The sequence below is a fragment of the Streptomyces sp. NPDC007157 genome (assembly GCF_040634235.1).
GTDB lineage: Bacteria > Actinomycetota > Actinomycetes > Streptomycetales > Streptomycetaceae > Streptomyces.
This window is the reverse complement of sequence record NZ_JBEYFE010000009.1, coordinates 331,650-343,520: the sequence shown is the minus strand read 5'-3', so window position 1 is coordinate 343,520 and position 11,871 is coordinate 331,650. Positions and strand designations below refer to the sequence as shown.

General features: G+C 70.2%; 10 protein-coding genes. 2 read left to right on the top strand and 8 right to left on the bottom strand.

What is annotated here, in order from left to right:
• Positions 1-40: 40 nt before the first annotated feature.
• The 6 genes from ABZ642_RS19615 to dxr all read right to left on the bottom strand — a co-directional run bounded on the left by ABZ642_RS19615 (position 41) and on the right by dxr (position 7,678).
• Entirely contained in the window at positions 41-1,747 is a 1,707-nt protein-coding gene (locus ABZ642_RS19615; protein ID WP_360485171.1) for a proline--tRNA ligase, read from the bottom strand.
• Positions 1,748-1,820: 73 nt separating this feature from the next.
• Positions 1,821-2,366: a GNAT family N-acetyltransferase gene (locus tag ABZ642_RS19610; RefSeq protein ID WP_360485169.1), complete on the bottom strand. Its 546-nt coding sequence runs from the start codon at positions 2,364-2,366 to the stop codon at positions 1,821-1,823.
• A 231-nt stretch (positions 2,367-2,597) separates the two neighbouring features.
• Positions 2,598-3,446, bottom strand: a complete 849-nt coding sequence (locus ABZ642_RS19605; RefSeq protein ID WP_360485166.1) for a GNAT family N-acetyltransferase — start codon at positions 3,444-3,446, stop codon at positions 2,598-2,600.
• 331 nt (positions 3,447-3,777) lie between these two features.
• Positions 3,778-4,935: a flavodoxin-dependent (E)-4-hydroxy-3-methylbut-2-enyl-diphosphate synthase gene (gene ispG, locus ABZ642_RS19600; RefSeq protein WP_351747546.1), complete on the bottom strand. Its 1,158-nt coding sequence runs from the start codon at positions 4,933-4,935 to the stop codon at positions 3,778-3,780.
• A 170-nt stretch (positions 4,936-5,105) separates the two neighbouring features.
• Positions 5,106-6,398: a site-2 protease family protein gene (locus tag ABZ642_RS19595; RefSeq protein ID WP_360485201.1), complete on the bottom strand. Its 1,293-nt coding sequence runs from the start codon at positions 6,396-6,398 to the stop codon at positions 5,106-5,108.
• 8 nt (positions 6,399-6,406) lie between these two features.
• Positions 6,407-7,678, bottom strand: a complete 1,272-nt coding sequence (gene dxr, locus ABZ642_RS19590; RefSeq protein ID WP_360485163.1) for a 1-deoxy-D-xylulose-5-phosphate reductoisomerase — start codon at positions 7,676-7,678, stop codon at positions 6,407-6,409.
• Between the two features lie 200 nt (positions 7,679-7,878).
• On the opposite strand from dxr, the gene ABZ642_RS19585 reads away from it, so the two are divergent.
• The gene (locus ABZ642_RS19585) at positions 7,879-8,337 is read left to right on the top strand and encodes a lamin tail domain-containing protein (protein ID WP_360485160.1); all 459 of its coding nucleotides are present in this window, start codon (positions 7,879-7,881) and stop codon (positions 8,335-8,337) included.
• A 4-nt stretch (positions 8,338-8,341) separates the two neighbouring features.
• Here the strand turns inward: ABZ642_RS19585 and ABZ642_RS19580 are convergent, their stop codons facing one another.
• Positions 8,342-10,276, bottom strand: coding sequence for an acyl-CoA dehydrogenase family protein (locus ABZ642_RS19580; RefSeq protein ID WP_360485157.1), 1,935 nt, complete (start codon positions 10,274-10,276; stop codon positions 8,342-8,344).
• Between the two features lie 136 nt (positions 10,277-10,412).
• Positions 10,413-10,574: a hypothetical protein gene (locus ABZ642_RS19575; protein WP_360485154.1), complete on the bottom strand. Its 162-nt coding sequence runs from the start codon at positions 10,572-10,574 to the stop codon at positions 10,413-10,415.
• Positions 10,575-10,810: 236 nt separating this feature from the next.
• Between ABZ642_RS19575 and ABZ642_RS19570 the strand changes: the two genes are divergently transcribed.
• Positions 10,811-11,824, top strand: a complete 1,014-nt coding sequence (locus tag ABZ642_RS19570; RefSeq protein ID WP_360485151.1) for a LacI family DNA-binding transcriptional regulator — start codon at positions 10,811-10,813, stop codon at positions 11,822-11,824.
• The last annotated feature ends 47 nt before the right edge of the window (positions 11,825-11,871 follow it).

The window sequence follows — 11,871 nt, the reverse complement described above, 5'->3', positions numbered from 1 at the left end:
CCGGTGGGTCACCGGCGGCCGCCGCGGCGGGAGTTGGGGCTCAGCCGGCGATCAGGCGGGCGATCGCCTCGTCCACCGTCAGCTCCTCGCGCTCGCCCGTCTTGCGGTCCTTCAGCTCCAGGACGCCCTCGCCGGAGCGGCGGCCCGCGATCAGGATCTGCGGCACTCCGATCAGCTCGGCGTCCGTGAACTTCACGCCCGGGGAGACCCCGGCCCGGTCGTCGACCAGGACGCGCAGCCCGGCGGCGCGCAGCTTCTCCGAGACGTCCAGGGCGAGTTCGGTCTGCACGACCTTGCCGGCGGCGACGACGTGCACGTCGGCCGGGGCGACCTCGCGGGACCAGACCAGGCCCTTCTCGTCGGCGGTCTGCTCGGCGAGGGCGGCGACGGCGCGGGAGACGCCGATGCCGTAGGAGCCCATCGTCACGCGGACCGGCTTGCCGTGCTGGCCGAGGACGTCCAGCTTGAGCGCGTCGGCGTACTTGCGGCCCAGCTGGAAGATGTGGCCGATCTCGATGGCACGGTCCAGCTTGAGGCCGGTGCCGCACTTCGGGCAGGGGTCGCCCTCCAGCACGACCACGACGTCCACGTAGTCGTCGACCTCGAAGTCACGCCCGGCCACCACGTTCTTGGCGTGCGTGCCTTCCTTGTTGGCACCGGTGATCCAGGCGGTACCCGGGGCCACCCGCGGGTCCGCGATGTACTTCACCTTCTCGCCGAGGCCCTGCGGGCCGACGTAGCCGCGGACCAGGTCGGGACGGCCGGCGAAGTCGGCCTCGGTGACCAGCTCGACGGCGGCCGGGGCGAAGTGCTCCTCGACCTTGCCCAGGTCGACCTCACGGTCGCCCGGTACGCCCACGGCCACGATCTCGCCGTCGACCTTCACCAGGAGGTTCTTCAGGGTGGCGGAGGCCGGCACGCCGAGGTGCGCGGCGAGGGTCTCGATGGTCGGGGTGTCCGGGGTCGGGATCTCTTCGAGAGCGGGCACGCCGGACGCGTCCACCGGCTTCAGCTCGTAGCTGATCGCCTCGGTGTTGGCCGCGAAGTCGCAGTTCGGGCAGTCGGCGAAGGTGTCCTCGCCGGCCTCGGCCGGGGCCAGGAACTCCTCCGACTTCGAGCCGCCCATCGCGCCTGCGGTGGCGGCGACGATGCGGTAGTCGAGACCGAGACGCTCGAAGATCCGCTGGTAGGCCGCGCGGTGCAGGGCGTAGGAGTGGGCGAGGCCGTCGTCGTCCAGGTCGAAGGAGTAGGAGTCCTTCATCAGGAACTCACGGCCGCGCAGGATGCCGGCCCGCGGACGGGCCTCGTCCCGGTACTTGCTCTGGATCTGGTAGAGGATGACCGGCAGGTCCTTGTAGGAGGACGCCTGGTCCTTCACCAGCAGGGTGAAGATCTCCTCGTGGGTCGGGCCGAGGAGGTAGTCGCCGCCCTTGCGGTCCTGGAGGCGGAACAGCTCGGCGCCGTACTCCTCCCAGCGGCCGGTCGCCTCGTACGGCTCCCGGGGCAGGAGGGCCGGGAGCAGCACCTCCTGGGCACCGATCGCGTCCATCTCCTCGCGGACGATCCGCTCGATGTTGGAGAGCACCTTCAGGCCGAGGGGCAGCCAGGACCAGATGCCGGCGGCCGTGCGGCGGACGTAGCCGGCGCGGACGAGGAGCTTGTGGCTGAGGACCTCGGCATCCGCCGGGTCGTCACGCAGCGTCTTCGCCATCAACTGGGACATGCGTTGGACCGGTGCGTTCGCCATGGTTCTCGTACTCCTGCCGGGAAAGGTTGATGGCTAGGAGGTTAGCCGGGCTCGCTGTGCCGGTGGAAATCGGTTAGCGGCGTTCGGTACCCCTGCGGCGCAGCGGCAGGGGGGCGCCCATCACGGCGTACGGCTTGGGCGCGCTCGGGAAGTGGACCCGGCGGGCGAGGTCCACATAGCCGAGGGAGTGGTAGAGGCCGCGGGCCGGGCTGTCGGTGTCGATCGCGGAGAGGATCGAGCGGGGCTCGGTGGTGCCGTCGGTGATCGTCGTGATCAGCCGGCGGCCGACGCCACGGTTCTGGTGGCGGGGGTGCACATGCAGTTCGGTGATCACGAAGGAGTCGTCCAGCCAGCCGGCGTGGCCCTCGGCGCGCAGGTAGGGCTCCACGACGGTGGACCACCAGTGGGTGCGGCTGTTCGGCATGCCGTAGACGAAGCCGACGAGCAGACCGTCGGCGGTCGCGCCGAGGGCTCTGGCGCCGGGGTACTGCATGTGGCGGACGACGATCTGACGGCGTACGGCTACCTCGTCGGGGCCCAGGCCGAAGGCGATCGCTTGGACTGCCAGGGCCTCGTCCACGTGGGATGAGAGGTCCAGGGGGCCGATCACGAGGTCCATGTGGGGAGGGTACAGGGCGGTTCCGGTTGCCGTCCGGGTGCAGGTTGTGTGCGGCTGGTCGCGCTCACGCGGCGGTGGCCGCGCAGGTTGTGTGCGGCTGGTCGCGCTCACGCGGCGGTGGCCGCGCAGGTTGTGTGCGGCTGGTCGTGCTCACGCGGCGGTGGCCGCATGGCGGATACGGCCCCGCGCCCCTTTCGGGGCGTTCCTCGCGGGCCTGCCGGAAGAGAACCGTCAGAACAGGACGCTCATGAACGCGCCGACTTCCTGGAAGCCCACCCGCAGATACGTCCTTCTCGCCGCCGTGTTGAAGTCGTTGACGTAGAGGCTGACCACCGGGGCCACGTCGGCCAGCGCGTAGCGCAGCACCGCCGCCATGCCGGGGGCCGCCAGGCCCATGCCCCGGTACTCGGGGGCCACCCACACGCCCTGGATCTGGCAGGCCTCCTGGGTCGCCGCGCCGATCTCGGCCTTGAAGACCACCCGGCCGTTGTCGTCGAGACGCGCGAAGGAGCGGCCGGAGCCGACGAGTTCGGCGACCCTCGCCTGGTAGAGGAGGCCGCCGTCGCCGGCCAGCGGGGAGACGCCCACCTCCTCGGTGAACATCGCCACGCACGCCGGCATGATCGCCTCCATCTCGTCCTTGCGGATGCGGCGGACGTACGGATCCGGGGCGATGTCGGCGGGCATCCGCTCGGTGACCATCAGGGGCTGGTGGGCGCGGACCTCGCGGGCCGGGCCCCAGTGCGGTTCGAGGAGGCGCCACAACTGGGCGGTGGCCTCGCTGGGCCCGACGATCGAGGAACAGCGGCGGCCGGCCCGGCGGGCGCGGTCGGCGAACGCGCGGACCGCGCGCGGGGTGGCACAGATCGGGACCAGGTTGGCGCCGGCGTAGCAGAGGGACGTGAGCATGCCGTCCTCGTACCAGCCCCACATCTCGCCGCCGAGGCGCCAGGGGTCGAGGCCGGCCACCTGGACGCGTGAGGTCACGAAGGCGTTCGTGACCGGCTCACGGCCGAGTACGGCGAGCGCGGCGTCCAGGTCGCTCGGTTCGAGCACCCGAGAGGTGGTCTGCGTCAACACGTGCGGGGCCTCACGCTGAGGGGTTCTGCTGATCTCCGCACTGTACCTGCGGAAGCTTGGCCTTGCCGCCCCGTGTGGGTGACCGTCGGCCTTGCCGTACCGGTGGCCGTGGTCCCGTCGCCGGGGGGCTGCCGCCTCCGGACCCCCGCTCCGTGTCGCCTGCGAGCTCGGGAGCCATGTGTGTTCGCGAGTGCGGATCGTCGGGGGCTGGTCGCGCGGTCCCCGCGCCCCTCCCGGGCGCCTGGACCTGGCGGGGCCGAAGGGGCTCGGCCCCTTCGGGACGGGACGGGCGGGGGCGGGTGACTCCCGCCCGTCGCCCGAAAAGCTTTCCTCAGCCCGCCACCGACACCGACGGCTCTCCGGACTCCGTGCCCTCCGCCTCCATCTGCTCGGCCAGCTTCATGGCCTCCTCGATGAGGGTCTCGACGATCTTGGACTCGGGGACGGTCTTGATGACCTCGCCCTTGACGAAGATCTGGCCCTTGCCGTTGCCGGAAGCGACACCGAGGTCGGCCTCGCGGGCCTCGCCGGGGCCGTTCACGACGCAGCCCATGACCGCGACGCGCAGGGGGACCTCCATGCCGGTCAGGCCCGCCGTGACCTCCTCGGCGAGCTTGTAGACGTCGACCTGGGCGCGGCCGCAGGACGGGCAGGAGACGATCTCCAGGCCGCGCTGCTTGAGGTTGAGGGACTCCAGGATCTGGTTGCCGACCTTGACCTCCTCGACCGGAGGAGCCGACAGGGAGACCCGGATGGTGTCGCCGATGCCCTGGGAGAGCAGCGCGCCGAAGGCCACCGCCGACTTGATCGTGCCCTGGAAGGCCGGGCCGGCCTCCGTGACGCCGAGGTGCAGCGGGTAGTCGCACTGGGCGGCGAGCTGCCGGTAGGCCTCGATCATCACGACCGGGTCGTTGTGCTTGACGGAGATCTTGATGTCCCGGAAGTCGTGCTCCTCGAAGAGGGACGCCTCCCACAGGGCCGACTCGACCAGGGCCTCGGGGGTCGCCTTGCCGTACTTCTGGAGCAGCCGGCGGTCCAGGGAGCCCGCGTTGACGCCGATGCGGATCGGGGTGCCGTGGTCCTTCGCGGCCGCCGCGATCTCCTTGACCTTGTCGTCGAACTGCTTGATATTGCCGGGGTTGACGCGGACGGCGGCACAGCCGGCCTCGATGGCGGCGAAGACGTACTTCGGCTGGAAGTGGATGTCCGCGATGACGGGGAGCTGGGACTTCCGCGCGATGGTGGCGAGGGCGTCGGCGTCGTCCTGGGTGGGGCAGGCGACGCGCACGATCTGGCAGCCGGACGCGGTCAGCTCGGCGATCTGCTGGAGGGTGGCGCCGATGTCGGACGTACGGGTCGTGGTCATCGACTGGACCGAGACCGGGGCGTCTCCGCCGACAGCCACGGAGCCGACCTGGATCTGCCGGCTCTTCCGGCGCTCGGCGAGCTTGGTCGGAACGGACGGCATGCCGAGAGAAATCGCAGTCATCTGCTGTGCAACCCCAAGTCGTGGATCTAGGTCCAGGTCCCGTCGAAAGCGGGTTCCAGGCTCCGAGATTACGGCACCGGGCCGGGCGCGAGCACATCCCCTACCGGTAAACCCACTCAATGGAAGCGGCCCGGAACACAGTGTTCCGGGCCGCTTCGAACGTCGTATGGCTACGAGATTTTCACGGGGTTAACCACGTCGGCCACCAGGACGAGCAAGGTGAAGCAGATGAACACGCCCGCCACCACGTAGGCCACCGGCATCAGCTTCGCCACGTCGAAGGGACCGGGGTCCGGGCGGCGCAGTACCTTCGCCAGGTTCCGGCGCAGCGACTCCCACAGGGCGCCCGCGATGTGGCCGCCGTCCAGCGGGAGCAGCGGGAGCATGTTGAAGAGGAACAGCGAGAGGTTGAAGCCGGCCACCAGCATCAGGGCCATGGCCAGCTGCTGGGTGGGCGGGATGTCCAGCGTGAAGATCTCGCCGCCGACCCGTGCCGCGCCGACCACGCCCATCGGGGAGTCCGGCTGCCGGGGGGCGCCGTCGAAGGCCGCGTCCCACAGGGCCGGGATCTTCCCGGGCAGGCCCGCGATCGAGTCGACGGCCTCGCCGACCCGGTCGCCCATCCAGGTCACCGACTGGCCGAGGTCCTGGTGGACGATGCCGGTGGCGGCGCTGAAGCCGAGGAACCCGGCGGTGACGTACTGGCCCTGGACGATCTGACCGCTGGAGTCCTTCTTGGCGACCTGGTTGCTGGCGATCTTCGCGTGCAGGGTGACGTCCTGGCCCTTGCGGTCGACGACGACCGCGACGTCCTTGCCGGGGGTGGCGCGGATCAGGTCGGAGAGCTGGTTCCAGCTGGTCGTCCGCACCCCGTCGAAGGAGACGATCTTGTCGCCGGCCTTCAGACCCGCGGCGGCGGCCGGGGAGGCCGCGTCCGTCTTCTTGCAGGTGTCGCGGTTCTCGCTCTGGGCGATCACGCACTGGGAGACCGAGCTGACGCTGGTGGTCTGCTGGCTGATGCCGAAGCCCATCAGGACCGTGAGGAACAGTGCCACCGCGAGGATCAGGTTCATGAAGGGGCCCGCGAACATCACGATCACGCGCTTCCAGGGAGCGCGGGTGTAGAAGAGGCGGGTCTCGTCGCCGGGCTGGAGCTCCTCGAAGGCCGCCGAGCGGGCGTCCTCGATCATGCTGCGCCAGGGGGAGGTGGAGCGGGCGGTGATACGGCCGTCGGCGCCCGGCGGGAACATGCCGATCATGCGGATGTAGCCGCCGGCCGGGATGGCCTTGAAGCCGTACTCGGTGTCGCCCCTGCGCCGCGACCAGATGGTCGGGCCGAACCCGACCATGTACTGCGGGACGCGGATGCCGAAGAGCTTGGCGGTGGAGAGATGCCCCAGCTCGTGCCAGGCGATCGAGACCAGCAGGCCGATCACGAAGACGACTATGCCGAGGATCATCATCAGGGCTGTCATGCACGCGCCTCCGCGGTCGCCGTCTGTGCTGTCAGTTCCCGGGCCCGGGCCCGGGCCCAGGTCTCCGCTTCGAGTACGTCCGGCACGGTGAGCGAAGTTCCCGTTCGAGGAGTGCCGTGTTCCTCGACGACCCGGGTGACGGTATCCATGATCCCGTCGAAGGGCAGCAGGCCGCTCCGGAACGCCTCGACGCATTCCTCGTTGGCCGCATTGAACACCGCCGGCGCGGTCCCCGCGAGCTCACCGACGTGCCGGGCGAGATTCACGGAGGGGAAGGCCTCGTTGTCCAGCGGGAAGAACTCCCAGGTGGAGGCCTTGCTCCAGTCGAAGGCAGGGGCCGCGTCCGGGACCCGTTCGGGCCAGCCGAGACCGATGGCGATGGGCCCCCGCATGTCGGGGGGCGTCGCCTGCGCGATCGTGGATCCATCCGTGAACTCGACCATCGAGTGGACATACGACTGCGGGTGCACGACCACCTCAATCCGATCGAAGGGAATGTCGTAGAGGAGGTGCGCCTCGATGACTTCCAGTCCCTTGTTGACCAGGGTGGCGGAGTTGATCGTGATGACCGGTCCCATCGCCCAGGTGGGGTGGGCGAGCGCCTCGTCGACGGTCACCCGGGCCAGGTCGGCCTTGGTGCGGCCCCGGAAGGGACCCCCGGACGCCGTGACGACCAGCTTGCGGACGTCGGCCCGCGTCCCCGCCGCCAGCGCCTGGAAGAGCGCCGCGTGCTCGGAGTCGACCGGGATGATCTGGCCGGGCTTGGCCAGCGCCTTGACCAGCGGGCCCCCGACGATCAGCGACTCCTTGTTGGCGAGCGCGAGGGTGCGGCCCGCCTCCAGGGCCGCGAGGGTCGGCGCGAGGCCGATGGAGCCGGTGATGCCGTTGAGGACGGTGTGGCAGTCGGACGCGGCGACATGCGTGGCCGCCTCGGGTCCGGCGAGGATCTCGGGGAGCGGTTCACCGGCTCCGTAGAGTCCCGTCAGTGCCTCGCGCAGCGCCGGTACGACGTCCTCGCGGGCGACCGCGACGGTCCGTACCCGCAGCCGGTGCGCCTGCTCGGCGAGGAGGGCGACCCGGCCGCCGTTGGCGGACAGGGCGGTGACCCGGAAGCGGTCGGGGTTGCGCAGGACGAGGTCGATGGCCTGGGTGCCGATGGATCCGGTGGAGCCGAGGATCACCACGTCCTTGGGGCCGTCGCCCGCGAGCGGGTCGTACACGAGGTGCGGGTCGGCGAGGGGGGCCGGACTGGCAGGACTGTCGGTCATCCCCCCATTGTTGCCGCAACCGGCGGCCCGGAGGACAGCGCGTCCCTCACGCGGGTGCCTTATCAGTTCTTGGCGCCCTATGAAGCGGAATTCCCTTTGTGAGGTTCACGTGAAGATCATGTGATAACACTTCTGTCTGGCCGGCGGACGACCGGCCCGACCGGAAGACATCCGGATCCGGATCCAGGGGGGATCTCTCCATGCGTACTGTGCGTATACGTGCTGCCCTGCCCGCGCTCGCGGGCGCCGCGCTGCTCACCGGCACCCTGCTCAGCACCCCGGCGCAGGCCGCCGGCGGCGTGACGATCTACCACGTGTGGTTCGACAGCCCGGGCAGCGATAACCGCTCCAACTCGAGCCTGAACGGCGAGTGGGTGCAGATCAAGAACACCGGCGGCTCGGCCGTCTCGATCAAGGGCTGGGTCCTGAAGGACGCCTCCAACCACCGCTACGTCTTCAAGAACATCAAGATCGGCGCCCACAAGACGATGAAGGTGCGCACCGGCCGGGGCACGGACACCGCGTCGGACAAGTTCCAGAACCGTGGCGCCTACGTGTGGAACAACACCAGCGACACGGCGACGCTGACCAAGGCGACGGGCACCAAGGTCGACTCCTGCTCCTGGACGACGCGGGATCCGAGCGACAAGTACTGCTGAACCCCTACTTGAACGGGCGGCGGACGTTCTCCCGGGTGGCCGGACCGGGCGTCGCGTCGGCGATCCACGGGCCCTCGCCCGACGGGTCGACGATCCCCCGCTCCAGCCACTCGTAGGAGCCGCCGAGAACGCCCTTGACGACCTTGCGGTCCAGGTCGTCGGTGTTCGACCAGAGGCGGGTGAACAGCTCGTCGACGCGGACCCGGGCCTGCCGGCAGAACGCGTCGGCGAGCTGGTAGGCCTCGCGGCCGTGGTCGCCCTGGCTGCGCAGCAGTTCGGCGCGGACACAGGCCGCGCTCATCGCGAACAGCTCGGCGCCGATGTCCACGATCCGGCCCAGGAAGCCCTGCTTGGTCTCCATCCGGCCCTGCCAGCGGGACATGGCGTAGAAGGTGGACCGGGCGAGCTTGCGGGCGTGCCGCTCGACGTAGCGCAGATGCGGGGAGAGGTCCACGCCGTGCTTGAAGTCGGCGTACGACGTGGGGAGCTGGCCCGGACCCGCGACCAGCTTCGGCAGCCACTTGGCGTAGAAGACGCCCGCGTTCGCGCCCGCCTTCGCCTTGTCCTGGAGGGACTTGTCGGGGTCGATGAGGTCGCCCGCGACCGAGAGGTGGGCGTCCACCGCCTCGCGCGCGATCAGCAGGTGCATGATCTCCGTGGAGCCCTCGAAGATCCGGTTGATGCGCAGGTCGCGCAGGAGCTGCTCGGCGGGGACGGCGCGTTCGCCGCGTGCCGCGAGGGACTCCGCCGTCTCGAAGCCGCGGCCGCCGCGGATCTGGACCAGCTCGTCCGCCATCAGACAGCCCATCTCGGAGCCGTAGAGCTTGGCGAGGGCGGCCTCGATCCGGATGTCGTTGCGGCTCTCGTCCGCCATCTGGGAGGACAGGTCGACGACCGCCTCCAGGGCGAAGGTGGTCGCCGCGATGAAGCTGATCTTGGAGCCGACCGCCTCGTGCAGCGCGACCGGCTTGCCCCACTGCTCGCGGACGGCCGACCACTCGCGGGCGATCTTCAGACACCACTTGCCGGCGCCCACGCACATCGCGGGGAGCGAGAGCCGGCCGGTGTTGAGGGTGGTGAGGGCGATCTTGAGGCCCGCGCCCTCGGGGCCGATCCGGTTGGCGGCCGGGACCCGGACCTGGTGGAAGCGGGTGACGCCGTTCTCGATGCCGCGCAGGCCCATGAAGGCGTTGCGGTTCTCGACCGTGACGCCCGCGGAGTCCGCCTCGACCACGAAGGCCGTGATACCGCCCTTGCCGTCCTCGGACTTGGGCACGCGGGCCATGACGACCAGGAGGTCGGCGACCACGCCGTTGGTGGTCCACAGCTTCACCCCGTCGAGGACGTAGTCGTCCCCGTCCCGTACGGCGGTGGTGGCCAGCCGGGCCGGGTCCGAGCCGACGTCCGGTTCGGTGAGCAGGAACGCGGAGATGTCGGTGCGGGCACAGCGGGGCAGGAAGGCGTCCTTCTGCTCCTGGGTGCCGAAGATCTTCAGCGGCTGCGGGACACCGATCGACTGGTGGGCGGAGAGCAGCGCGCCGACCGCCGGGTTCGCGGAGCCGACCAGGGCGAGGGCCTTGTTGTAGTAGACCTGGGTGAGGCCGAGGCCGCCGTACTTGGTGTCGATCTTCATGCCGAGGGCGCCGATCTCCTTGAGGCCGGTGACGACCTCGTCGGGGATGCGCGCCTCGCGCTCGATGCGGGCGGAGTCGATCTTCGTCTCGCAGAACTCGCGGAGCCGGGCGAGGAACTCCTCGCCGCGGCGTACGTCCTCGTCCGCGGGGAGCGGGTGCGGGTGGATGAGGTCGAGCCGGAAGCGTCCCAGGAACAGTTCCTTGGCGAAGCTGGGCTTGCGCCAGTCCTGTTCCCGGGCGGCCTCCGCCACCTGACGGGCCTCCCGCTCGGTGACGGTGGGTTTCTTGGTGGTGGGGGCGGACATTGGGGCTCACCTCGCCACGAAAAGGGATGTTGAGGACCGTTCGTTACCGACCAGTGCTACTGGATCGTTGGTACCCGAAACGGGCCGCCCCCACCAGTCCTCGCGGTCCGATCGGGCTAGGGACCGCAGGACCGCCTCAGCCGATGTCGACGGAGTACGTCTTCGTGTCAAGGCGGCCCGAGCCCTTGAAGATCTCGGTACCGGCCTCGGTGCCGGAGATGTACTTGTTCCTGCTCAGCAGCTCGCGCCGGACCAGGGCCTGCTTCTTCTTTGCCGGGCGGGCTCCGCGGTGTTGCAACGGGGGTCCTTCGCGAGGGACGGTTCGGGTACGACCTCTCAGTGGCCGCCGACCCGCCCGGAGGTCGCCTCCCTACCGCGAACCATTTCGCCGAACCGTGCCCATGGAGAAAGTGTCGAAGCGCTTCGACAACCTATGGACACCCGTCACTGCCTGGCGCTAATGTCGAACCACCCTCACTCACCCTTGTCAGCAACGCGCACTGTCGAAGCGCTTCACAGAGCTTGGAGAGCTGGATGGTCACCCTCGCCGAGGTCGCCCAGCACGCCGGAGTCTCGGCGAGCACGGTGAGCTATGTCCTCAGCGGCAAGCGGTCCATCTCCGGAGCCACCCGGCAGCGGGTCGAGCAGAGCATCCGCGAGCTGGGCTACCACCCGAACGCGGGCGCCCGCGCCCTGGCCAGCAGCAGGTCGAACATCATCGCGCTGATGGTGCCGCTGCGCACGGACATGTACGTGCCGGTGATGATGGAGATCGCGATCGCGGTGGCCACCACGGCCCGCACGCACGGCTACGACGTCCTGCTGCTCACCGGCGAGGAGGGGCCGGACGCGGTGCGCCGGGTCACCGGCAGCGGGCTGGCCGACGCGATGATCCTGATGGACGTGGAACTGGAGGACGAACGGCTGCCGCTGCTCCGGGGGACCGACCAGCCCTCCGTGCTCATCGGACTGCCCGCCTCCACCACCGGGCTGACCTGCGTCGATCTCGACTTCGGGGCGACCGGCGCGCTGTGCGTGGAGCACCTCGCGAAACTCGGCCACCACGACATCGCTGTCATCGGCGAGGCCCCCGCGGTCTACGAGCGGCACACCGGTTTCGCCGAGCGCACCCTGGACGGACTCCGGTCCCGGGCCCGGGAGCTGGGCCTCAGGGTGCTGCACCGGCCGTGCGAGGGGGGATACGACGCGATGGCCGTCACGCTGGCCCGGATCTTCGACGAACGCCCCGGCACCACGGGCTTCGTCGTCCAGAACGAGTCCGCGGTGGAGCCGCTGCTCGCGCTGCTGCGCCAGCAGGGCCGGGCCGTGCCCGAGGACGTGTCGGTGGTCGCGATCTGCCCGGACCAGGTCGCCGTCCAGGCCTCGGTGCGGCTGACCTCGGTCGCCATCCCCGCGCAGGAGATGGGCCGGTACGCCGTGGAGCACCTGGTCGCCAAGCTGGACGGCCGGGGCGGCGACGAAGTCGTCCTGATCGCGCCCGAGTTGACGGTACGGGCGAGCACGGGCCCGGCGCCGGCCGGGTCCTGACCCTTTGCAGTGCCCTGCCGTTCCGGGGCACCCCCATGTCTGCACTC